The sequence below is a fragment of the Kineosporia sp. NBRC 101731 genome (assembly GCF_030269305.1).
Taxonomy (GTDB): domain Bacteria; phylum Actinomycetota; class Actinomycetes; order Actinomycetales; family Kineosporiaceae; genus Kineosporia.
Map to the genome: position 1 here is coordinate 39,017 of NZ_BSTC01000023.1, position 22,257 is coordinate 61,273.

19 protein-coding genes are annotated in these 22,257 nt (G+C 68.6%); 14 read left to right on the forward strand and 5 right to left on the reverse strand.

The window, feature by feature from the left end; all coding sequences use genetic code 11:
- Nucleotides 1-84: 84 nt before the first annotated feature.
- The 3 genes from QSK05_RS34460 to QSK05_RS34470 all read left to right on the forward strand — a co-directional run bounded on the left by QSK05_RS34460 (nucleotide 85) and on the right by QSK05_RS34470 (nucleotide 2,260).
- A complete protein-coding gene (locus QSK05_RS34460) occupies nucleotides 85-540 on the forward strand; it encodes a VOC family protein (RefSeq protein WP_285601610.1) in 456 nt (151 codons plus the stop codon).
- A 51-nt stretch (nucleotides 541-591) separates the two neighbouring features.
- Complete coding sequence (locus tag QSK05_RS34465; RefSeq protein ID WP_285601611.1) at nucleotides 592-1,113, forward strand: phosphoribosyltransferase; 522 nt, start codon at nucleotides 592-594, stop codon at nucleotides 1,111-1,113.
- Between the two features lie 82 nt (nucleotides 1,114-1,195).
- A complete protein-coding gene (locus tag QSK05_RS34470) occupies nucleotides 1,196-2,260 on the forward strand; it encodes a class I SAM-dependent methyltransferase (protein WP_285601612.1) in 1,065 nt (354 codons plus the stop codon).
- Between the two features lie 121 nt (nucleotides 2,261-2,381).
- On the opposite strand, the gene QSK05_RS34475 is transcribed toward QSK05_RS34470, so the two are convergent.
- Complete coding sequence (locus tag QSK05_RS34475; protein WP_285601643.1) at nucleotides 2,382-3,215, reverse strand: PHP domain-containing protein; 834 nt, start codon at nucleotides 3,213-3,215, stop codon at nucleotides 2,382-2,384.
- Between the two features lie 133 nt (nucleotides 3,216-3,348).
- Between QSK05_RS34475 and QSK05_RS34480 the strand changes: the two genes are divergently transcribed.
- The 7 genes from QSK05_RS34480 (at nucleotide 3,349) to QSK05_RS34510 (ending at nucleotide 12,300) form a co-directional block, all read left to right on the forward strand.
- A complete protein-coding gene (locus QSK05_RS34480; protein ID WP_285601613.1) occupies nucleotides 3,349-4,527 on the forward strand; it encodes a matrixin family metalloprotease in 1,179 nt (392 codons plus the stop codon).
- Nucleotides 4,528-4,554: 27 nt separating this feature from the next.
- Nucleotides 4,555-5,412, forward strand: coding sequence for an NAD-dependent protein deacetylase (locus tag QSK05_RS34485; RefSeq protein ID WP_285601614.1), 858 nt, complete (start codon nucleotides 4,555-4,557; stop codon nucleotides 5,410-5,412).
- Between the two features lie 158 nt (nucleotides 5,413-5,570).
- On the forward strand, nucleotides 5,571-6,848 hold the full coding sequence (locus QSK05_RS34490; RefSeq protein ID WP_285601615.1) for a matrixin family metalloprotease: 1,278 nt from the start codon (nucleotides 5,571-5,573) through the stop codon (nucleotides 6,846-6,848).
- Nucleotides 6,849-6,930: 82 nt separating this feature from the next.
- Entirely contained in the window at nucleotides 6,931-8,343 is a 1,413-nt protein-coding gene (gene argG, locus QSK05_RS34495) for an argininosuccinate synthase (protein WP_285601616.1), read from the forward strand.
- A gap of 143 nt (nucleotides 8,344-8,486) precedes the next feature.
- Nucleotides 8,487-9,815: a hypothetical protein gene (locus tag QSK05_RS34500; RefSeq protein ID WP_285601617.1), complete on the forward strand. Its 1,329-nt coding sequence runs from the start codon at nucleotides 8,487-8,489 to the stop codon at nucleotides 9,813-9,815.
- Between the two features lie 5 nt (nucleotides 9,816-9,820).
- Nucleotides 9,821-11,014, forward strand: a complete 1,194-nt coding sequence (locus tag QSK05_RS34505; RefSeq protein ID WP_285601618.1) for an AAA family ATPase — start codon at nucleotides 9,821-9,823, stop codon at nucleotides 11,012-11,014.
- Nucleotides 11,014-12,300 (forward strand): vWA domain-containing protein, encoded by a 1,287-nt coding sequence (locus QSK05_RS34510; RefSeq protein WP_285601619.1) that lies wholly within the window; start codon nucleotides 11,014-11,016, stop codon nucleotides 12,298-12,300. Before QSK05_RS34505 ends, QSK05_RS34510 begins: the two co-directional genes overlap by 1 nt.
- Before the next feature lies 1 nt (nucleotide 12,301).
- On the opposite strand, the gene QSK05_RS34515 is transcribed toward QSK05_RS34510, so the two are convergent.
- Together QSK05_RS34515 and QSK05_RS34520 are read right to left on the reverse strand one after the other, a co-directional pair.
- Nucleotides 12,302-13,402, reverse strand: a complete 1,101-nt coding sequence (locus tag QSK05_RS34515; RefSeq protein ID WP_285601620.1) for an ABC transporter substrate-binding protein — start codon at nucleotides 13,400-13,402, stop codon at nucleotides 12,302-12,304.
- Nucleotides 13,403-13,457: 55 nt separating this feature from the next.
- Entirely contained in the window at nucleotides 13,458-14,429 is a 972-nt protein-coding gene (locus QSK05_RS34520; RefSeq protein WP_285601621.1) for a WD40 repeat domain-containing protein, read from the reverse strand.
- Between the two features lie 160 nt (nucleotides 14,430-14,589).
- On the opposite strand from QSK05_RS34520, the gene QSK05_RS34525 reads away from it, so the two are divergent.
- The 3 genes from QSK05_RS34525 (at nucleotide 14,590) to QSK05_RS34535 (ending at nucleotide 18,112) form a co-directional block, all read left to right on the forward strand.
- On the forward strand, nucleotides 14,590-16,875 hold the full coding sequence (locus QSK05_RS34525; RefSeq protein WP_285601622.1) for a putative bifunctional diguanylate cyclase/phosphodiesterase: 2,286 nt from the start codon (nucleotides 14,590-14,592) through the stop codon (nucleotides 16,873-16,875).
- Nucleotides 16,872-17,234, forward strand: coding sequence for a hypothetical protein (locus tag QSK05_RS34530; RefSeq protein WP_285601623.1), 363 nt, complete (start codon nucleotides 16,872-16,874; stop codon nucleotides 17,232-17,234). Before QSK05_RS34525 ends, QSK05_RS34530 begins: the two co-directional genes overlap by 4 nt.
- Before the next feature lie 74 nt (nucleotides 17,235-17,308).
- A complete protein-coding gene (locus tag QSK05_RS34535; protein ID WP_285601624.1) occupies nucleotides 17,309-18,112 on the forward strand; it encodes a suppressor of fused domain protein in 804 nt (267 codons plus the stop codon).
- A 406-nt stretch (nucleotides 18,113-18,518) separates the two neighbouring features.
- Here the strand turns inward: QSK05_RS34535 and QSK05_RS34540 are convergent, their stop codons facing one another.
- The gene (locus QSK05_RS34540; protein WP_285601644.1) at nucleotides 18,519-19,319 is read right to left on the reverse strand and encodes a cyclase family protein; all 801 of its coding nucleotides are present in this window, start codon (nucleotides 19,317-19,319) and stop codon (nucleotides 18,519-18,521) included.
- 13 nt (nucleotides 19,320-19,332) lie between these two features.
- Here QSK05_RS34540 and QSK05_RS34545 point away from each other — a divergent pair, with 13 nt between their 5' ends.
- Entirely contained in the window at nucleotides 19,333-20,577 is a 1,245-nt protein-coding gene (locus QSK05_RS34545) for an MFS transporter (protein WP_285601625.1), read from the forward strand.
- A gap of 18 nt (nucleotides 20,578-20,595) precedes the next feature.
- On the opposite strand, the gene QSK05_RS34550 is transcribed toward QSK05_RS34545, so the two are convergent.
- Nucleotides 20,596-22,197, reverse strand: coding sequence for an amino acid permease (locus QSK05_RS34550; RefSeq protein WP_285601626.1), 1,602 nt, complete (start codon nucleotides 22,195-22,197; stop codon nucleotides 20,596-20,598).
- Nucleotides 22,198-22,257: the final 60 nt, after the last annotated feature.

Sequence of the window (22,257 nt, forward strand, 5' to 3'; positions counted from 1 at the left end):
ACGCTCCGGATTCACCGATGAGTTCTGCCCGGCGGCCCGGTCTACCAGGATGTACACGCCGCCCTAGCCGCCTGGAGACCTCCCGTGACCACCCCCGAACACCCCGGCCGCATGTTGTTCCTGAACATTCCGGTGGCAGACCTCGAGCGGAGCAAGGCGTTCTTCGCCCAGCTCGGGTTCAGCTTCGACCCGCACTTCAGCGACGACACCGCCGCCCGCATGCTGATAGGCGAGCAGGCCAGCGTGATGCTGCTGAACCACGAGAAGTTCGCCCAGTTCTCCCGGCTGCCGATGGGTGACGCCCGCACGCACGCGCTGGCGCTCTACTGCTTCAGCGTGTCGTCCCGCGAGGAGGTCAACACGGTCGCCGAGGCCGCGCTGGCCGCGGGGGCCGTGGAGGCGGACGGCCTGGAGGACTACGGCTTCATGTGCTCGCGCAGCTTCTTCGACCTCGACGGCCACGGCTGGCAGGTCATGTGGATGGACCCGGTGGCGGCCCAGGAGGGTCCCGCGCAGTACGCCGCCTCGATGCCGGCCTGACCCGGCGGAGCTGCTGTCCGGTCCGGGCCACCGGCCCAGTACATTGACCGGATGAGCAGCACGGAACGCGAAATCCTCACCTGGGACCTGTTCGGTGAGGCCAGCCGGGAGCTGGCCCGGGACATCGCCGAGAGCGGGTTCCGGCCCGACATGGTGATCGCTGTGGCCCGGGGCGGGCTGCTGCCGGCCGGGGCGATCTCGTATGCCCTGGGTGTGAAGGCCGCGGGCACCCTCAACGTCGAGTTCTACAGCGACATCGAGGAGACCCTGCCCGATCCGGTGGTGCTGGAGCCGCTGCTCGACACCGATGCCATCGTCGGCAAGAACCTGCTGGTGGTGGACGACGTGGCCGACTCCGGCCGCACGCTCGACCTGGTGCTGGAACTGCTGCGCCGGCATCAGCCCGCGCAGGTGCGCTCGGCCGTGCTCTACACCAAGCCGCGCACCATCGTGCAGCCCGACTTCTCCTGGCGCGAGACCGACCGGTGGATCAACTTCCCCTGGTCGACCAAGCCGCCCGTTGTGGCCGGCGCCAAGGTCGGCGACGGCGAGCAGGCCCCGGCCGTCCCCTGAAGGGGTGGCCCGGGTCAGATCTTCGGTGGAGTGTCCACCGTGTCGCGAGAGACGGTGCGTGATCCTCTGATCTCATAGGGTCATGGCGCAGAGATGGGCACAAGACACGACCGCCCGGGCCCTCAGGCCCGTGCTCACGGTGCTCGACCGGCGGATCGAGCGCCTGGCCCGCAGACGGGCCCGGCAGGTTCTCAGCGAGAACCTCGGTGAGAGCACCGAGGTTCTCGACCTGCGCACCGAGATGCTGCAGCTCCGTACCGAACTGGAGAAGATGCGCGCCCAGGCGCGCACCCCCGGTTACGCGGTCGACCTGCTGCTCGGGTCGCAGGGCCGCCGCAGCACGCGCCTCATCAGTGAGGAACGCCTGCGGCAGCTGGCCTCGCAGATCGCCGAGGCGACGAACGCCCCCGACGCCTACGGGCGCGTGGTGCAGGCCTACCGCACACTGTTCGAACTGGAGCTGCGGGGCGTGGGACGTCTCGCCGGAGGTGCGCCCAACATCCTCGGCAAGCTCGCCACCACGCCGCTGCTGAACCCACCGAACGGTGAGATCCTGGAGATCGGAACGCTTTTCGGTCTCTTCTCGGGTGGCATGGCTCGGCAGATCAGCCGCATCGGCCTGAGCTACCAGCTCACCATCATCGACCCGCTCGCCGACGTGCAACTACAGGTCAAGGAGCTGAAGGCCGACACCTCCGGCTCCCCGGTCACCGAGACCGTGGTGCGCGAGAACCTGTCCCTGGCCGGCGTCGACAGCAAGAGGCTGCGGCTGGTGCGGGGCTTCTCCGAGGACCCGAAGGTCCAGGCCCAGGTAAGCGACCGCAAGTACGGCGTCATCGTCATCGACGGCGACCACTCGGCCGAGGGCGTCGCCAACGACCTGCGCTTCGCCGAGAAGATCGTGGCGCCGGGCGGAATCGTGGTGCTCGACGACTACGGCGACAAGAACTGGCCGGGCGTCGAGCAGGCCACCAGGGCACACCTGGCCGGTGACACCCGCTTCGAGGTCGCCGGGGTGGTGGCCACCAGCGCCTTCCTGCGGGCCGCCCCGGTCGCCCCGAAGAGCAAGAAGGCCGCATCGGTCACGATCCCGGAAGCCCGCACGGCCGATCTCACCGAGCTGGAAGGCCAGAAGCAGCAGCGGTGACCACAGAATTGAGGACGCGGATGGGCACACAGGTGCTCACCGGCGTCCTCAATTCTTTTGGTGCAGTTGGGCGGTCACGATCTCCTGGCCACCCCCCGGCCGCCCGCAGCCACCGGGCCGCTCAGCGGCGCCAGAAGTCGAACTGGTCGCGACCGGGCCGGAAACCGGCGGCCTCGACCACGTCGACCGCCAGCTCGAACTGGGCCCCGACCCGGTACGGCACATGCGCGTCACTGCCGAACGACACGGCCTCGCCGCCCTCCTCGTACCACCAGCGCATCAGCTCGACCGACCAGAGCGGGCTGCGGGTGTTGATCTCCAGGGCCCGGCCACTGGTGGCGAGCGCCCGGAAGACCGTGCGGTACTCCTCCTCGAAGAGCGCCTCGTCGTACGGGCGGGCGCCGGTGGGCCAGTAGCGGCGCGGGAAGTCGCAGTGCGCCAGCACCTGGAACACGTCGGAGCCCTTGATCAGGTCGAGCAGGCCCTCGAAGTACCGGCGCATCGCATCCTCGGGAGCCACGCCCAGGGCGAAGACCCGCTCGGGCGACAGGATGCGGCCCTGGTACACGACCGAGTGCAGGGAACCCAGCACCCGCTCGAACACGCCCGAACCCAGCACCTGGGCCACACTGCCGGCGAAGAGATGCGGCTCACCGGTCTCGATGCCGGTGAGGATCCGCAGCTGTGGGTACTTGTCCCGGCATTCGGCGATCGTGGCCTGGTAGGCCTCGACGTCGAGCGGTTGTACGCGCTCGCGGTGCGCGAGCGAGATGTTCTGCGTCCCGTTGAGGGGAGGCAGGTCGTCATGACCCCACGCGGTGAAGTCGACGTGCTCGGTGAACGCGATGGCGGGCAGGCCGAGCTCGACGGCCTTGGCACAGGCCAGTTCCATCGAGCCGTTGCTGCGGGTGTCCCAGCTGAACTGGGAGTGCACATGATTGTCGGGGGGAAGCATCGCCACGATTGTCTCATCGCTCTTCCATGACATGAGCTTGACCGTCCCTTCCCGGTGGCTTGAACTCCCGGCCCCTAGATTCACGCTTTCTGATACCGCCTGATACCTCCCGATGTCGCGGTCCTGTACGAGAGTGAGAACGACCTTGCCCAGCATCAACCTCCGGTCGGGGCGGGTCCGTGCGGCGCTCGCCGTCACGCTCGGCGCCCTGGTCGTCGTGCCGGTGGCGGTGAACTCGCTCACCCCGGCGGGTGCCTCGACCCCGGTCTCCGCGGCGGGCCTGAAGATCACGGTGTCCGGTCCGGCCACGGTGACCGCCGCGAAGGCCTACCCGGTCACGGTCACCGGTGACGACCGGGTGTGCGGCGTGATGGAGGGCACCACCAACCAGATCGACAGGACGAAGCCCTACCGCCTGACGTTCTCGCCGAAGAACCTCTCCGCGGGCCCGCACAAGCTCTCGATCGCCGCGATCGGCTGCTCCGACACCAACAGTTTCCCGGTCTACGGCAGCGTCACCAAGGCCGTGACGGTGCCGGTGCACGTGGAGAGCTACAGCCGCTGGATCGCCCCGGCCTCCTCCACCGCCGCCGACCGCAAGCTGGGCCTGAAGGTCACCACCGCGAAGGCCGGCGTCACCGTGAAGCTGATGCGGGGGTCGAAGACCGTCACGTCACTGGGCAGCCGGTCCACGAAGGCCGCCACCTACAGCTGGAAGCCGGCCGGTGTGGCCAAGGGCGACTACACGCTCGCGGTCACGTCGGGCGGCAGCACGGTGAGGATGCGTACGAGCATCACGAACGGCTGGGCCCCGATGCAGGCGCCGTTCCCGCGCTGCAAGACCCTGACCTGGCGCTACGACGCGAGCGGGGAACCGGCCCGCGCCGACGGCATCGAGAAGGACCTGCGCGGCGCCTTCACCCGGGTGTCGAAGGTGACCGGCCTGAAGTTCAAGCAGGTCAAGAGCGGTGGCACGATCAAGGTCGACTGGGGTGGGTCCGACCGCTTCCCCGACGGCGGCAACGACGCGGCCGGGGTGGGCGGTTCCACGGTGAGCGGGGGCAAGGCCGTCTCCGGCGGCCTGACCCTGAACACGGCCTCCACCTGGGTGGGTGCGGCCGGCTTCGGTCACGACGCGAACGACTTCCCGGCCCGGGGCGGGCTGATCCTGCACGAGCTCGGGCACGTCCTCGGCCTGGGGCACGTGACCAGCAAGAAGGCGCTGATGTACCCGGTGTCCAGCAACGGTTCCCCGTCCACGCTGACGGCGTACGAGAAGGCCGGGCTGAAGGCGCTCTACCCGGCCTGCTGATCTGTGGTCAGGGCGCAGAATGACGGGGTGGACGACACCCTCCTGAGCCCTGCCTTCGAGTCCCTCGTCGATCTGGTCTCCGACGGTGGGGCGGTGGTGCTGAGCGGCGCGGGGATCTCCACCGACTCGGGTATCCCGGACTACCGGGGCCCGTCGGGAGCCCTGCGCCGCCACACCCCGATGACCTTCCAGACCTTCATGAAAGACGCCTCGGCGCGCCATCGGTACTGGGCGCGCAGCTACCTGGGGTGGCGGCAGATGAAGCGGGCCCGGCCCAACGCCGCGCACCGGGCGGTGGCCGGGCTCCAGGCCCAGGGACTGCTGGAGGGCGTCATCACCCAGAACGTCGACGGTCTGCACCAGGCCGCCGGTGCGACCGGGGTGATCGAGCTGCACGGTGGCCTCGACCGGGCGCTGTGCCTGAACTGCGGGGCGGCCGTCTCCCGGGCCGACCTCGACGTGACTCTGCGGGCGGCCAACCCGGACTTCACCGTGCAGGCCGAGGCGATCAACCCGGACGGCGACGTGGACCTGCCCCAGGAGGCCCTGGACGGATTCGTCATGGTCGCCTGTGAGCACTGTGGGGAGGGGCCGCTGAAGCCCGACGTGGTGTTCTTCGGCGAGACGGTGCCGCGGCCCCGGGTGGAGGCCTGCTTCGGGATGGTCGACCGGGCCGGCTCGTTACTCATTCTCGGATCATCACTCAAAGTGATGTCGGGGTTCAGGTTCGTGCTGCACGCGCGCAAGCTGGGTATCCCTGTGGCGATCGTCAACCAGGGGGAAACCCGGGGCGATACGCACTGCGACATTCGCATTGATGCCCCTTTGGGCGTTCTGGTGCCTGCGCTGGAGCGGACCCTGGCGGCAAAGTGCATGATCAAATAGCCCGATCGGTCACTTCGTGCTCGTCCGAGCGGGTAGGTTGACCTCCGCCGACCGGTTGACAGTCGGTGCCCGACCTCACCATTCGTAGTCGCTGATCGACGGTCTCGCAGTCACTGAAAGCCTTCCGTCGCCGCCGCTGAAGAGAGCGAGAGACGCAGTTGCCGAGCACCGTTCCTGATGCCCGACGTTCACGCCTAGTCACCAGGAGCATCCGGCTCCTGAGTGTCGGAGGCCTTCTGGTTCTCCCGGTCGCGGCCGGTTCGATCGCGCCCGCCGGAGCCAGCGAGCAGCGGGCGGCCACGGCTGTCACCCGGGACCCCGACGCGATCGGCGCGATCACGCCCAACGGCGTGTTCCAGCCGGACCCGGGCCTGGGCGCCTCGGACTACCGGGCGGCCGCCGCGAAGGTCAGCATCAGCGGCCCGGCGACGATGACGAAGAGCGCCACCTACACCGTCAAGGTGACGGGCTCGAGGAAGGTCTGCGGCATCATCGAGCAGTCGGTGCCGCGGCAGGACATGAAGAAGCCGTACACGATCCCGGTGACGCTGAAAGACCTGAAGGCCGGCAAGACCCGGGTGAAGGTCTACGCCGTGGGCTGTTCCACGACCAACAGCTACCCGGTCTACGGCATCGGCTACAAGACCATCAACCAGCCGGTGCACGTGAACAAGGTGACCCGCTGGATCGCCCCGACCTCGGAGAAGAAGGCCGACCGCACGCTCAGCGTCTCGGTCACGGCGGCAAAGGCCGGTATCGGCGCGCGGGTGCTGAAGGGCTCTCGGCTCGTCAAGACCCTGCCCACGAAGAAGTCGAAGAAGGCCACCTTCACCTGGGCGCCGGGCCAGGCCGCGCCGGGCAGTTACACGGTCGCGGTCAAGGCCGGCGGCACGACCGTGAAGCTGGCCACCGGCGTCACCGACGGCTGGGCGCCGATGAACTGGCCGTTCGCCCGCTGCAAGACGCTGACGTGGACGTACAACGCCACGAACGAGCCGGCCCGGGCGCAGAACATGGTCGTGGACATCAAGGAAGGCTTCCGGCAGATCACCGCGGCCACGGGCATCACGTTCAAGCGGGTCTCCAAGGGCGGCACGATCGGCCTGACCTGGGCGGGCAAGAAGCACTTCCCGGACGGTGAGACCGACGCCGACGGCCTGGGCGGATCCACCGGCAACGGCACCGTCGCCACCAAGGGCTCCGTGTGGTTCAACACCGCCTCGCGCTGGGTGGGCGACCCGGGCTTCGGGCGCTACGACGGCGTGCCCGGCCGCGGCGCCCTGATCGTGCACGAGGTCACGCACTCGCTGGGCCTGGGTCACGTCACCGACCGGGCCGCCCTGATGTACCCGATCTCGGGCGTCGGGTCGCCGACCACACTGACCCCGTACGAGATCGCCGGCCTCAACACGCTGTACAACGCGAAGTCCTGCTGATCAGAGGGCCTTTGACCGAAGGATTTCAGGGCTTGTCTCCGGGGCGTCAACCGCCCCGGGACATGCCCTATCTTTAGGTTCCGTGTCCAAGGTATTGACAGCTCTCCCCGTCGGTGACCGAGTCGGAATCGCCTTCTCCGGTGGTCTCGACACCTCCGTCGCCGTCGCGTGGATGCGCCATCACGGCGCCGTCCCCTGTGCCTACAGCGCCGATCTCGGTCAGTACGACGAGGAGGACATGGCCTCGCTGCCCGGCCGCGCCCAGCAGTACGGCGCGGAGATCGGCCGCCTGGTCGACTGCCGCGAGGCGCTCGTCGAGGCCGGTCTGGTCGCCCTGATGTGCGGCGCGTTCCACATCCGATCCGGCGGCAAGGCCTACTTCAACACCACGCCGCTGGGCCGGGTCGTCACCGGCACGCTGCTCGTGCAGGCCATGCAGGAAGACGGCGTCTCGATCTGGGGCGACGGCTCGACCTACAAGGGCAACGACATCGAGCGCTTCTACCGGTACGGCCTGCTGGCCAACCCGGCGCTGCGCATTTACAAGCCGTGGCTCGACGCCGACTTCGTCAACGAGCTCGGCGGCCGCGCCGAGATGTCGCAGTGGCTGACCGAGCACGACCTGCCCTACCGCGCCAGCAAGGAGAAGGCGTACTCCACCGACGCCAACATCTGGGGCGCCACGCACGAGGCCAAGACCCTCGAGCACCTCGACGAGTCCCTCGAGATCGTCGAGCCGATCATGGGTGTGAAGCACTGGGACCCCTCGGTCGTCATCGAGACCGAGGACATCACCGTCCAGTTCGAGCACGGCCGCCCGGTCGCGATCAACGGTGAGAAGTTCGACTCGGCCGTCGACCTGGTGATGAAGGCCAACGAGATCGGCGGCCGCCACGGTCTGGGCATGTCCGACCAGATCGAGAACCGGATCATCGAGGCCAAGAGCCGCGGCATCTACGAGGCGCCCGGTATGGCGCTGCTGTTCATCACCTACGAACGGCTCGTCAACGCCATCCACAACGAGGACACGGTCGACTCGTACCACACGATGGGCCGTCGCCTCGGCCGTCTGCTGTACGAAGGCCGCTGGCTCGACCCGCAGTCGCTGATGCTGCAGAGCAGCCTCACCCAGTGGGTCGCCCGCGCCGTCACCGGTGAGGTCACCGTGCGCCTGCGCCGCGGCGACGACTGGACCATCGTCAACACGGCCGGCCCGAACCTGAGCTATCACCCCGACCGGCTCTCGATGGAGCGCACCGAAGACGCCGCCTTCGGCCCGGTCGACCGGATCGGCCAGCTGACGATGCGCAACCTCGACATCGCCGACTCCCGCCAGAAGCTCGAGCTCTTCGCCGGTCTCGGCCAGCTCGAGGGCCAGGCCCGCATCGTCGGCGAGCTGGAGCCGGGCGGCGCCGAGCGGATCAGCCGCAACCGCGATGCGGAGACCGACGTGGTCCTGCTCGACCAGGCGGCGATGGAATCCGGAAACGACTGAACTACCCCTGAAGAGGGGACGTTCGCGGGCACCGACCCGTGGACGTCCCCTCTTTTTCTGGTCGGGTTGCGCTGAGCAGCCCCGAGGGTTCATGATTCTCCCGTGATCCTTCCTCTCGTGATTGCCGAGATTTCCCCCGCTCGATGAGCGACCCGGACGCGGCTGGTTCCGCGATCCTCGACCCGATCTGGGCCACGGCCCATCTCGAAGCCCGCCGGGCCGGTGTGCCTTCCACCATGGTGGATGCGGCTACCGAGCATCGGCTCGCCGGTGACTGGCGTCGTGCTTGTGCGGCCGCTGCGGTTGACGTGCGGCTGGACCTGGCCGACATCCGGAAACGGCACGGGCCTGACGTTCATCGTCAGATACTGGCTGATCTGCGATGTTTCGCGCCGGACCTGTTGCGGTGGCATCTGCCGCGCAGTCTTCCGGGTGGCGGGCCGCAGAAGGGCCTGGTGCTGATCCTCGCCGAATACCCCGGCGCCGGAGCGCTGGTCGTGCGGACGCCGGGCGTGCACTGGGCGGCGGGGGAGCGGCTGGTGCTCGAACTGGCGGAGCCGCCACCGGTGGGCCGACGCGCCGACCGGTGGCGCATCGTCCATCATCGGTATCTGTGGGACGCCGACCGGTCGGGTGAATATGCTTCGCTGACAGTAGATTCCGACTCGGTGGTGCAGGCCCAGGATGCGGGTGATTTCGCCGGGGCCTGGCGGCTGGCCGGGATCGACCTGCATCCGGGCGAAGGATCGCGGATGCTGCGTCATCTGCGGGTGAACCTTCCCCGGTTGCTGGGCCTTCGGGAGACGGTGGCCCTGCGGCCGGGCGCCGGACTGGCCATCGTTCTGCAACCACGCCGAAAAGGACCGTACGCCTCGGGAGTCGACGCGTACGTCACGTCGGCGATGGCGGCGGCCCGGTTGCCGGTGCTGCCCCGGCCGGCCTGGTGCCGGCCGCTCGACCACGACCTGGTCCGGCTCGGGCTGGCCACTCCCATGCAGCTGCATCCGCTGGTGCGTCAGGCCTTTCGTGGTGATCCGGTCGCGGCGGGGGATTCCGTGCAGATCGACTGCCGGGGGCGTGCCCACCGGGTGCGCCGCGAGAACGGCCGGTGGACGGCCCTGGACCACGACGACCGTCAGGACGAGGCCGAGCGGTTCCTGATCGGTCTGGGGGCGGTGGTTCTCGGATGTCATCAGGTCATCGCCGAGCTCGAGCACGCCCACGTCGTCGAGAAGGAACGCTTCGCAGCTGTTCCCCGCTATCGCTCGGCGCTGGCCGGGGTCCTGACCTGGCCGGCGCCCGACGGCCTGTCTCTCCAGGGTTCCGGCACCTTCCGGGCCTCTCCGGTTGCCCGGGAGACCGAGGCCGGTCGGACGCCCCGTGGACGCCATAACACCAAACCCTTGACCGGGCGTTACCTTCCGAAACTTCGAAAGGGAGCGTGCTGCGAACCCTCAGACGACGAATGGTGATGCAGATGAAGACCGCCGATACGTTGATCCGCCTCACCCGGGAAGCCTCCAGTGAACCCGGGACCGATCCCTACCTCAGCGCCATGGCCCTGGCCGTTCAGGCCGATCTTCCCGTACTGCTCTGGGGCGCGCCGGGAATCGGTAAGACCGCGACCCTGGAACGTCTGGCCGACGACCTCGGTCTGCCGCTGGAGACCGTGGTCGCGAGCGTCCATGACCCCACCGACTTCAACGGTCTGCCCGTTCCCGGGGCGGACCCGGCCCGGGACGGTGTGCCGATGGCGCCGCCGGACTGGGCCGTGCGACTGCACCGGAACCCGGTCGGGGGCCTGCTCTTCCTCGACGAGCTGTCCTCCGCCACCCCGGCCGTGCAGGCGGCCCTGCTACGGGTGGTGCTGGAGCGGAAGGTGGGCAGCCTCGCCCTTCCCCACCAGGTCCGCGTGGTCGCCGCCGCGAACCCGCCCGAGTGCGCGGCCAACGGCTGGTCGCTGACCCCGCCGCTGGCCAACCGTTTCGTGCACCTGCCCTGGCGCCACGACCCGGCCGTGGTGGTCCGAGGGCTCGGGGGCTGCTGGCCGCACATCAGCCCGCCGCAGCTGGATCCCGGCCGGCTGGAGGCCTCCGTGGCCCGGGCCCGGGCGGCCGTGGCCGGATTCCTCACCGTGCGCCCCGATTACACCCATCGCCTGCCGAAGGACGACGCCGGCCGAGGAGGTGCCTGGCCGTCGCCGCGGACCTGGGAGATGGCGCTGCGGCTGCTGGCTTTCGGGTACGCGAGCGAGGTCGACCGGGAGACGATCTCGGTGGCGCTGCGCGGAACGGTCGGCGACGGCGCTGCGCTGGAACTGCTGGCCCACCTGGATCGGCAGGACCTTCCCGACCCGGAAGACGCTCTTCTGATGCCATATTCGTTCGACGTTCCGGAGCGCGGTGACCGGGTGCAGGCGGTGTTGCAGTCGGTGGTCGACGCGGTGTCGCGGCGCAGCAGTCAGGAACGGTGGATCGCGGCCTGGCGGGTACTGGACCGGGTGGCGCAGGTGCGACCGCTCGACCTGGTGGCCGCGAGCGCGTTGCAGCTCTCCGCGATGCGGGCACCGAACTGGCCCGCCCCGGTGGAGCTGACCACGATGCGGGGTCTGGCCGACCTGCCCGGTCTGGTGAAGCTGTCGCGGTCGCGGGAAGAGGCGGGTGCCTCCTGATGGACCACCAGAAGCTGCTGGCGGCCAGACTTCTGGCCGTCCAGGCCCATCCGTATCTGGCCGGTGCCCTGTTCGCCATGACCATCGTCCCTGATCGTCAGCTCTTCACCATGGCGGTGGACCGCTACTGGCGCTGCTACGTCTCGCCCTCGTTCGTGGAGACCTGTGACGTGGGTGAACTGGCCGGGGCCTGGGTGCACGAGGTGAGTCATCTGCTGCGTGATCACCATGCTCGGGGCGACGACCTCTGGGAGCGTTCACGGGCTGGGCGCGGCTCGCCCGACCCGTCCGTGACCTACGCCAGGACCCTGGCGGGAGGCTCGTGGCTGGATGCGGACAACCCCGGTCGAGAGCGCCTGCGGATGAACATCGCGATGGACTGCGAGATCAACGACGACGAGCAGAGGCAGCCGGGTCCCGGCGGAATCCGGCTACCGGCAGGCAGTCTCGTACCCAGAAAGTTCGAGATGCCGGAGGGCCGACCGTTCGAGGGTTATCTGCGAGAGCTGCCTGCCACCGTGGTGAACGGCTACCTGGCCTGGCTCGACTGCGGTTCCGGGGCGCACGGAGGGGATGCGCCCTGGGACCTCGGCCCGGTCGGCGGGCACCCGCTCAGCCCGGCGGAGGCCGAGGTGATCCGCATTCGCACGGCCGAGCAGATCAAGCGTGGCCGGGGCCGTACCCCCGGTCGCTGGAGCCGATGGGCGGACGAGGTCGGCCGGCCGAAGCAGGACTGGCACCGGATTCTCGGGGCGGCGGTGCGGGCGGGACTGGGCAGCGGGGGCGGATCGGGCGACCACACCTTCAACCGGCCCGGGCGCCGGTCGGCGGCCCTGGGCGGGCGGGTTGTGCTGCCCGCCCTGACCCGGCCCACCCCGGAGGTGGCCGTGGTCATCGACACCTCCGGCTCGGTCAGCGACAACGAGCTCGGCTCCGCCCTGGCCGAGACCGCCGGCATCATCAGCGCGGCCGGCGGGCGCCGGGTCACCGTCTACAGCTGTGATTCGGCCGTGCAGACGGTGCAGCAGGTGGCCTCGGCCCGGCAAATCACCCTGGCCGGGGGCGGCGGCACCGATCTGCGCCGGGGTATCCGCCGGGCCCTGGCGGCCCGGCCCGTCCCCGACGTTCTGGTCATCCTCACCGACGGGCACACCGGCTGGCCGGAGAGCGCGCCGCAGGTACCGGTCGTCATCGGGGTGTTCGGGCCGGAACCGGCGCTGGGCGACGACGGTGAGTGGCGCCCGAAAAGACCACCGGCGTGGGCCCGGACGATCCGGATCGGGTGAGTTACCGGTCGAGCCGCCGGGAGATGTCCGGTACCAGGGTGTCGAGCAGCCAGTTCCCCGAAAGCAGGCTGGGGCGGTCGAGGGCCTCCCAGTACGGGAGATCGGGATCGGCGGGGAGGACCAGGGAACGGCCGTCGCGGGTGGCGGGAAGGGCGGCGAAGCGCTGGTTCTTGGTGACCGCCTTGGTCCCGCTCCTGGTCACCGTCCCGTCTCCGTTGCGGGGGACCGCGTCGGGGTTGTCGGAGTAGGTCGCGTCGACGACGATCAGGTCGGCGTCCAGGGTCGTGAAGTTCTTGGGCGTGAGGCGCATGTCCGTGACGTCTTCCAGCTTGGTCTTGTTCGCCTCGTCGACCAGCGCCGGGTTCACCCGGAACCCCAGATCGAGAAAGAACTGCATCCGGGCGATGGAGGAGATCTGGGCGAACCAGCTGGTCTCGAGCTTCTGCGCGAGAGAGATCGTCTTCCCGTCGAACTCGGGATGCTCCCGGGCCACCGAGACCGCTCTCGTCTTCAGGTCGTCCAGTAATTCTTCACCCTGCCGCGGTACCCCCATCGCCCGGGCGACCAGCATGGTCTGCTCCTCCAGGTCGGGGGAGCCGAACTCGCCCATGCCCTGCGGGGCGCTGATCACCGGAGCGATCTTCGTCAGGCTCTTGTAACGCTCCGGGTCGCGGTCGAGGTCCGTGTCGATGATGAGGTCAGGGTTCAGCTGGGCGACCAGCCGGCTCTCGTCGTCGTCCGCGTTCATCTGCTGGCTGGGAATGAGCTCCGGCGTGGAATCCAGGTGCTCGTTCGCCCACGGCCCGCTGCCCCGATTCCCGAACTGTTGCCAGCCCTTCATCGCGACCGGGGTGATCCCCAGCGCCAGCAGGGCGTCCGCGTCCCCGTACCCCAGCGCCACCACCCGCTCGGGCTGCTTCTCGATCGTGATGTCGCCGTAGAAAGTCTTGACCGTGGCCGGAAACTCGGCGGCCGGTGCCACCGTCACCGCCGCCGGCCCGGCGTGCCCCTCCACCGGCTTCGCGTCGGACGTGCAGGCGGCGAGAGTCCCGGCCAGGACACCCACGGCGAGAACGACCAGGACGCGATATGGGCGATTCATGCCTCGAAGGGTAGTTCAGCGCCGGACCGGTACCAGGGGCCTGTACCCGCGGTGCTCACCAGCCGGTCGCGTCCCACAGCTTGATCGTGCCGTTTTCCCCGGCGGTGGCCAACCGGGTGCCGTCGGGGCTGAACGCCACCCCCGTTTGCCAGCAGGTGTCAGCCGCCAGGGTCACCAGGGATCGGCCGGTGACCGGATCCCACACCCGCACCGTCTCGTCGTTGGAACCGGTGGCCAACCGCCGGCCGTCGGGCCGGAACGCGGCCGCGTTCACCTGGTCCTGATGGCCGTTCAGAGCCGGTCGGGGCTGGTCGGTGACCGGATCCCAGACGGTCACGGTGGCCTCGCCCCGTCTCAGCGTGACGAGCCGTCGGCCGTCCGGGCTGAACAGCACGGTGGTTACGGAGCCCTGGCCCGGCAGTCGGCGCGGCGGCCCGCCGGGCCACGGCCAGGGCCACAGGGTGACTCCGCCGTCGTGGTCACCGGTCGCCAGTTGGGTGCCGTCAGGGCTGAACGTCACCACGTTGCTGCCGCGCTGGGGCTTGGGCGTCGGCTTGCCATGGGCGACGGTGCCGAAGTCCGACCGGGGCCACCAGGGCCGTGACCGCCAGTCGGCGGCCTTCCAGACCCGCAGCGAGCCGTCGCCCCAGACCGCTGCCAGCTGGGTGCCCTGTGGGCTGAACGCGACCTCGGCCGCGCCCTGCCACGGTTGCCGGGTCCGCACGCCCCTGCTCCCGAGCAGGCCGCCGGTAGCCGGGTTCCACACCCGCACTTTCTTGTCGGCCGAAGCGGTAGCCAGCAGCCCACCGTCCGGGCTGAACGCGACACTGCTCACGTACAGCCGGGAACTGGCGGCCAGGGTGTGCAGCAGTTGCCCGGTGGCCGCATCCCACAGTTTCACCGTCTGGTCCCCGGACGCGCTGGCCAGCAGGGTGCCGTCCGGGCTGAAGACCACACTCGTGACGAAAGCGGTGTGCCCGGTGAGGGTCAGGACCGGGACGGGCTGGGGTTTTCGTCCTTGGGCCATGGGGTCATTTTGTCCGGCGAATTTCCGAATCTCAAGGACACCCACGGCGAGAACGGCCAGGATGCGATAGGGCGATTCAGGCCTCGAAGGGTAGTTCGGTGCCGGTCCGGGGCGAGCCGATCGGGTGATGCGGCGGGACGGGCTCATGGTCGCGACGGTGATGCCGATCGAGCTTGGGATGGACCGGTACTGGAAGGCCTACCTCGGCAGCGGTCTCCTGATCATTGCGGTGTATCTGTTCTTCCCGGAAGGGATTCCCCGCGACGTCGTGTACGGGGTGCTGGGCCTGTCCAGCGTGGTGGCCATCGCCGTCGGTATCCGCCTGCACCGGCCGCTGCGGGCCCGGGCCTGGTGGGCGATGGCGTTCGGCCAGCTGCTCTGGGTCGCCGCCGACACGTTGTTCAGCTGGTACGAAGACGTCGCCCACACTGACGCATTCCCGTCTCCGGCGGACGTTCCGTACCTGATGGCCTATCCGGTGATGTCCGTGGGCTTCGTGATTCTGTTGCGGGCCCGGCAGCGTCGGCGTGACCTGGCGGAGGTGATCGACAGCGGGGTGCTGACCGCGAGCCTGGCCCTGGTGTCCTGGGTGGTGCTGGCCGCCCCGATCGCCCGGGCCACCGATCTGCCGCTGCTGGAACGGTTCGTGGGCGTGGCCTACCCGGCGGCCGACATCCTGCTCCTGGCCGTGCTGATGCGCCTGGTCATCGTGCCCGGCGCCCGCACTCCCGCCTTCCGCATGCTGGTCGGCGCCGCTTCTGCGCTGCTGGTGGCAGACGCGGGGTACGCGGTGCTCATCGCCAGCACGGGTTACGAGAGCAGCGCCCTGGACCTGTTGTGGCTGAGTTCCTACGTCTTGTGGGGGACCGCCGCGCTGCATCCCTCGATGCGTCAGCTGTCCGAGCCGAGTGAGCAGAACGCGGTGCCGTTCACACGCCTGCGCCTGGCCCTGCTCACCGTCGCGGTCCTGCTGGCCCCGGTGACACTGATCGTGCAGTTGCTCTCGGGAATCTCTCCCAGCGTGTGGGCGGTGGCCCTGGCGTCCATCGTGCTGTTCAGCCTGGTGGTGATACGCATGAACGCGGCCATTCAGCAGGTCGTCGTCTCCACCGCGCAGCGTGAGCGCCTGCAGGACGACCTCGCCCACCAGGCCGCCCACGACTCGCTGACCGAACTGGCGAACCGGGGGCGTGCCCTGGAACTGATCGAGGCCGGGCTGCACCGAGGTCAGCGTTCCGGGGGACTGGTGGGCCTGCTGTTCATCGACCTGGACCACTTCAAGGCGGTCAACGACACCCACGGTCACCGCGCCGGGGACGATGTTCTGCGCGAGACCGCCGTGCGGATGAAGCGTCTCATCCGCGCCGGCGACACCGTGGGTCGGCTGGGCGGTGACGAGTTCGTGGTGCTCATCGAGTCACTGGCTTCCGAGCGGGACCTGATCGACCTGGCGGAGCGTCTGGTGGCCAGTATTTCGGCACCGATGGACGCGGCCGGTCAGAGTGTGGTGATCGGCGCCAGTATCGGGGTTGCCATCAACCGGGACGGCGGGACCGACGCCGCGGGGTTCTTGCACGAGGCCGACGCCGCCGCCTACCGGGCCAAGGCCTCCGGTCGCGGTCGGGTCGAGGTCTTCGACGAGTCCCTGCGCCGCCAGCTGCACGACCGGGCCGAGCTGGAGCAGGCCATCCGTGACGGCCTGCCCGCCGGCGAGTTCCTGCTGTACTACCAGCCCGTCGTGGACATGGCCACCGCCGCCCTGCAGGGATACGAGGCGCTCCTGCGATGGGAACGTCCAGGGCACGGCCTCGTGATGCCGGACGCCTTCATCCCCACGGCCGAGCAGTCCACCCTGATCTGTCATCTGGGCCGCTGGGTCCTGGACGAGGCCACCCGCCAGTTCGCCCACTGGCTCGCGGAGGGAGAAGCGGGCGCAGAGGACGACCTCACGGTCGCGGTGAACATCTCGGGTCGCCACCTGGCCAGTGCGAGCATCGTGCCGGACGTGAAGAACGCCTTGCTGACGGCGCACCTGCGCCCGGAACGGCTCGTCCTGGAGATCACCGAGACCGTGCTGCTCGACGAGCCGGCGGCCGCCCCGCACCTGCGGGCGTTACGGGAGCTGGGGGTGAAGATCAGCATCGACGACTTCGGCACCGGCTACACCTCGATCGGTCAGTTGCAGTACCTGAACGCGGACACCCTGAAGATCGACAGGAGCCTCGTGGCCTCCAGCCGTCCGGGCGCCGCCGAGCTGGTCGAACTCGTCGTCCGCGCCGCCCACGCCTTTGGTCTCAACGTCATCGCCGAGGGTGTCGAACGCGAGGACCAGGTCCCCGCCCTGCAACGCGTGGGCTGCGACTCGGCCCAGGGCTATTGGTTCGCCCGGCCGCAGGCGACGATGGGCGCCCACCCGTCCCCGGTCGATCCATCGTCGAGGCAGTGAAAAGCGATATTGCACACGATGCACTCACAATATCGCTCGCAGGACTGGTAATTTCGCCATCCTCGTCCTTCCTTGATCGCAGGAAGACGACCGGAGGTGGCCCAACATTGGTAGTGCTGCTGCACCACGAGTACACGGCAACGGCGGTAGAGATCCTGCCTTGGGGAGTATTGGCCAAGACAGCGGACGGAGAAAACATCCTGATAGACGTCACTAAAGGTTGCGAAGGATTGTCGGTCGGTGACCAGGTGGGCGTCGTGATCTTGGATGATGCCCGGCGTCCCTTTCGTGGTAGTTGCCTGGCTGCCGATGTGGAAATTGGACGGAGCTTGCGCCGAGAGACGGAAGGCGACGTTTAGGATTGGTATCTCTGCCCCGAGGCAAGTTTCTTCACGGCACGGTGGTGGCGCATCGCGATCGTCACGGTATTGACGTGGAGGTCGCATTGCTTCAGCCGGTGGTGCGGGCCTTCATCGATGCCGGGCTGATCGTGGACGGGCGTCGTCTGATGGCCGACGAGTTCCCGGCGATCGGCTCGGAGATACAGGCCATCGTCATTGAGGATTATCCCGGCCGGGACGAGCTCCGTCTGGACGCCAGACCTTCCGTGGTCACGGGTGTTCCGGCTCCGAAGATCGATGCCACCGTCGCGGGAGTCGGCCGACCGGTTCACCATCTGCTCGGCCTTCCTCGGACGCGTGGGCTCATCGAGTACGTGGAAACACTTCAGGTGCTCATCGGTAGGTCTGCCGTCGTCCACGAGGTACAGGCCGATGTCCCTGAGCATGGACCGGTCTTCGCGGTGATCTTTACGCGGGCCCCGGAAGCCGGTTGGACGACCGCATTCAGCTACGGTCTGTCGCAGATCTCCGGTGAGCAGGGCCGTAGCCGGGAAATCGCTCTCGTGGTTCGTTCCGAAGACCCGGATTGGGGCTTCGTACCTGCGCGGGTGGTGAGCGTGCTGCGAGGACGACTTCCCTTCGCCGAGGGCCGCACGCTCGAATACCGGGAGCCGTGGGCCAGGGACAGCAGAATGAATGGCTTGCTCTTCGCGCCTGCGGCGGGCCACTATCCAGGTCTCGCCGATGTCGCGGGCCGGCCGATCGAGATGCTCGGTGCGTATCCCCTTCATGGCTCGGAGCTACGGCTCATCGCCGAGTATGGCGCCGATCGCTTCCTGAAGCTTGTTTCTTCCCCTCTGGATCCGAACCGGAACGTCGTCCGAGAAGTGAAATGAAGTACGACACCTTCATTGCTACTTCGGTGGGGCGTGTGGACAGGCTCTCGCCCCGGAGCCGAGCCGCGATGTTCTGGTTGGTCGGATCCGGGCTTCGGGCAGGTCTGAGCGATGCGGAAGGCCTGGGGCAGATTGGGAGCGAGGCGGAGCATGACTGTTCCTCTGGACGATTCTGAGCTCGAAGAGATCGAGGTGCTGGCTTCGGTAGCCACTCCCGGTCCGTGGTTCGTCCGGTTCCTGGATGACGACTCCGCGATGAATCTGGTTGCGGTCAGTACGGTTCCGGACACTGGCAAGGGGGAGAGGTGGCCGGATTACGAGAACGGCGAGATGGTCGCGGCCACGTTGGTCCAGCATCCGCGGTACGTGGATAGTGCGGATGGGCAGTGGGACGAGAACGCGGCTTTCATCGCGATGGCTCGTGAGGCGGTGCCTCGGTTGGTGGACGAGGTGAGGCGGTTGCGGGGTCTGCTCGGGGAGGCCGGCGAACGGCTGTCGGGATAGTGAAACCCGTTACTCCGAGCGGAAATCCGGAGAATGCCGGGCGGGGGGCGTTGGCCGATATCCAGTCGCCGCGTGTCCGCATCCGGTTCAGGCCGGGGCCGAGGTTGGCCAGGACCACTCCGCCCGCTTTCAGCGCAGCCTGGGTGGCAGTGAACGACGAGTCGGTGTCGGGGCCGAAGGTGTCGCTGCCCAGCCCTCGGACACGCCGCGCCCGGAACAGCCAGGAGACCACGTCGGCGCTGAAACTGGCCGCCTGAAGGCTGTATTCGGGGGAGCCGAAGCGCTGGGCGTGGCCGGTCCGGAGCACTACGCAGGCCCCGGGAGGAATCGGACCGCAGCGGCGCTCCCAGGTGCGCACGTCGTCCATCATGATCGAACGACCGGGCTCGGGGGCATCGAACACCGCCAGCGGCATGAGTGTCCACGACTCGTCCAGGTCGCTGAGCCGTGCGCCGCCCGGGACGAAGTGGGCGGGGGCGTCGATGTGGGTGCCCAGATGGGTTCCCAGGCTGGTGATCTGCTCGACCAGATAGCCGGCCTCGGGCACCGTGGCGAACACTCGTGCTGCGAAGGGTGGGTCGCCGTCGAACACCGGGTTGGTGCCGGACAGCTCGTGCCCGAGGGGCACGCGGGTGGCCGTGCGCGGATCGACCTGGTCGTAGCCGCGGGGGATCGCGCTGGGGCGGCGCAGGCTTCGGGGCATCACGGTGATTAGCATGGCCCAGGAAGTGTCGGCGCAGCGGTGGAAGGAACATGTCTTGGGCGAGCTCACCCCGGCGCCCGCACCCCTGTGGAAGCTCGACGGGATCCAGTGGCTGCTGACCGCCGGCTCCTTGCTGAACGCCATCGCCTTCTTCTCCGCACTGCCCTTCGCCTCGCTCTATCTGGACACCGCCACGGATCTGTCCGCGGTCGTCATCGGTGGGGTGGTCGGCGGCATCGCCCTGATCGCCTCGGTCGGCGGGATGCTCGGGGGGCTGCTGATCGACCGGTTCGGCGCCGTCCCGCTGATGCTGCTCGGATTGATCGGTTATGTCCTGATCTACGCGGGCCTGACCCAGGCGTCCGCCACCGGTGCGATCGTGGCCCTCCTGCTCGGGCTGGGCGCTGCGCGGCTGCTCGTGGAACCCGGCGGCAAGAAACTGATGTCGCTGGCGGCGGATCCGGACGGGCGGATCTTCCGGGTGCGGTACATGGTGCTCTGCGCCGGTGCGATCGTCGGGCCGGCCATCGGCGGGGTGCTCTACACGACCAGTATCACCGCGTTCTTCGCGGTCCCGGCGGTGTTCTACACCGCGTACCTGGTGTTCGTCCTGCTGTTCCGGGCCCGGCTGACGGCGCTGGAGACCGCGCGGGCCACCACCGGCGGCCGATTCCCGCTGCGGGAGGCGCTGCGCGACCGGCGGCTGCTGGCGGCCAGTGGCGCCGGCATCGTCATCTTCTTCGTCTTCTCCCAGCTGGATTCGATGATCCCGCTGTTCATGGCCCGGGAATGGGGTGATCGGGCGGCGCACCTGTTCGCCGGGCTGTTCATTGCCAATGCCGTGCTGGCCCTGGTGTTCCAGATGCCGATCGCGTGGCTGTCCGACCGGATGCCCCGGGCGCGGCTGGTCCTGGCCGGGTGCCTCGGTTTCGCCCTGGCGTTCGGGTGTTTCTGGGCCAGTGCCTCGCTGGGCCTGCCCCTTCTCTACCTCGGCATCGTGCTCTGGACGCTCGGCGAGGGAGTGCTGCTGCCGCTGCCCGACATCGCCGTGCACGAACTGGCCGACGACGACCGCAAGGGCACCTATTTCGGCGTGGCCGAGATCCGTTACCTCGGTTTCTTCGCGGGGCCGTTCATCGGCGGGGTGTTGCTGCCGACCGCCGGTCTCTACTTCACGGTCATGGGGCTGGCCGTCTTCGCCTGCGTCCCCTTGTTGGTCGGAAGGCTGGTTGGACGGCTGCCGCGTCGGGCACGCTGACACGGCAGCCGTCACCGGTCAGACGTCGGTCTCGGTCACCGCCGGGGCCTCGATCTTCCGGTCCGGGAGGTCGACGTTGCTGCGCGGCCCGGTGAACCAGTGCTTGACCGAGACGTGCCAGCCGATGAACAGGGCGAGCAGCAGGGCGACGAGCACGATGGGCGCGTAGTTGACGGCCGTCCAGGTGAAGCCGTCACCTGGCCAGCCGTCCGGTGAGAATGGCAGCACGAAGTACACCGAGGTCACGGCGATCTCGGCGACCGCGAGCAGGCTCATCCAGCGGTACTTCGAACCCAGGGTCCACGGACCCGGCTGCCACCCGTCGCCGGCCTTCCAGCGCAGGTAGATCGGGATGGCGAAGGCCAGGTACAGGCCGATCACGCCGATCGAGACCACGGCGTAGAAGGCGGTGGGGGCCCCGGACGGGCTCTCGTACAGTGCGGGCAGGGTCAACACCACGGCCGCACCGGCCCCAGCCAGAACGGCGTTGCGCGGCACTCCCTTGGCGTCGACCTTCGACCACAGGCCCGAGCCCGGGACGGCCCGGTCGCGGCTGAACGCGAACAGCATCCGCGAGGTCGAGGTCATGCAGGCCGTCGAGCAGTAGATCTGGCCGCTCATGCTGATGAACACGACCAGCTTGAACAGGGCCGGGGAGAGCGAGGTGGCCAGCACCGACAGCACGCTGCCGCCGCCGTACGGGTTCACCTCCGGATCGAACGAATTGATGACGTCGGTCTCGGTCGCCGCGAAGAGGAAGGCCAGCAGGAGGATCCAGCCACCGATCGCGGAGTACAGGATCGACTGCCAGATGCCCTTGGCCGCGGCGTTCGCCGCTCCCTGGGTCTCTTCGGAGAGGTGGGCCGAGGCGTCGTACCCGGTGATCGTGTACTGCGTGAGCAAGAAGCCCAGCGGCAGCACGTAGAACCAGAAGGTGACGTCACCGTCCCCACCGATGCCGGCGTTGTTGATGCGCTCGGTGAACACGAACGACAGGCTCTGGTGCGAGTCCGGCCCGAACACCAGCACGAGCACCACGATCAGCGCACCGAACACGTGCCACCAGACCGACACGTTGTTGATGACGGCCAGCAGGTGCGAGCTGAAGATGTTCACCGCCGTGATCAGCAGCATCAGCGCGGCGAACCAGAAGAACTGCTGGTAGAGGTAGTTGCCCCCGAGGAAGCCGGTGGCGTACCCGTCGGAGAACAGGTCGATGAACGTGTTCAGGTAGATCGCGGCGCCGTACGCGACCGACGCCAGGATCGCGACCAGCCCGACGAGGTTCAGCCAGCCGGTGTAGTAACCGGCCTTGGCCCCGCCGAGTTTGGCCGCCCACCAGTAGATCCCGCCGGACGTCGGGTAGGCCGACACCAGCTCGGCCATGCAGAGACCGATGATCAGGATGAAGGCCGAGATCACCGGCCAGCCGAGGGAGATGGCGATCGGGCCACCGTTGTTCCAGGCCTGGCCGAAGGTGGTGAAGCACCCGGCCAGGATAGAGATGATGCTGAACGAGATGGCGAAGTTCGAGAAGCCGGACCAGGAACGGTGCAGCTCCTGCTTGTAGCCGAGGCTGGCGAGGACGGATTCGTCATCGCTGGGCGTGCTGTCGGACATCGGACTCCTCGAGCGTGAGAAGCGTGCAGAGAGGTAGAGGCAGGGCGCCACCTTCGCCCT

Bases quoted from the DNA above. Each gene is read 5' to 3' on its own strand.
- QSK05_RS34465 (WP_285601611.1), top strand. From the start codon at position 592: ATGAGCAGCACGGAACGCGAAATCCTCACCTGGGACCTGTTCGGTGAG.
- QSK05_RS34470 (WP_285601612.1), top strand. From the start codon at position 1,196: ATGGCGCAGAGATGGGCACAAGACACGACCGCCCGGGCCCTCAGGCCC.
- QSK05_RS34475 (WP_285601643.1), bottom strand. From the start codon at position 3,215: ATGCTTCCCCCCGACAATCATGTGCACTCCCAGTTCAGCTGGGACACC.
- QSK05_RS34500 (WP_285601617.1), top strand. From the start codon at position 8,487: ATGAGCGACCCGGACGCGGCTGGTTCCGCGATCCTCGACCCGATCTGG.
- QSK05_RS34505 (WP_285601618.1), top strand. From the start codon at position 9,821: ATGAAGACCGCCGATACGTTGATCCGCCTCACCCGGGAAGCCTCCAGT.
- QSK05_RS34510 (WP_285601619.1), top strand. From the start codon at position 11,014: ATGGACCACCAGAAGCTGCTGGCGGCCAGACTTCTGGCCGTCCAGGCC.
- QSK05_RS34515 (WP_285601620.1), bottom strand. From the start codon at position 13,402: ATGAATCGCCCATATCGCGTCCTGGTCGTTCTCGCCGTGGGTGTCCTG.
- QSK05_RS34520 (WP_285601621.1), bottom strand. From the start codon at position 14,429: ATGGCCCAAGGACGAAAACCCCAGCCCGTCCCGGTCCTGACCCTCACC.
- QSK05_RS34525 (WP_285601622.1), top strand. From the start codon at position 14,590: ATGCCGATCGAGCTTGGGATGGACCGGTACTGGAAGGCCTACCTCGGC.
- QSK05_RS34540 (WP_285601644.1), bottom strand. From the start codon at position 19,319: ATGCCCCGAAGCCTGCGCCGCCCCAGCGCGATCCCCCGCGGCTACGAC.
- QSK05_RS34545 (WP_285601625.1), top strand. From the start codon at position 19,333: ATGGCCCAGGAAGTGTCGGCGCAGCGGTGGAAGGAACATGTCTTGGGC.
- QSK05_RS34550 (WP_285601626.1), bottom strand. From the start codon at position 22,197: ATGTCCGACAGCACGCCCAGCGATGACGAATCCGTCCTCGCCAGCCTC.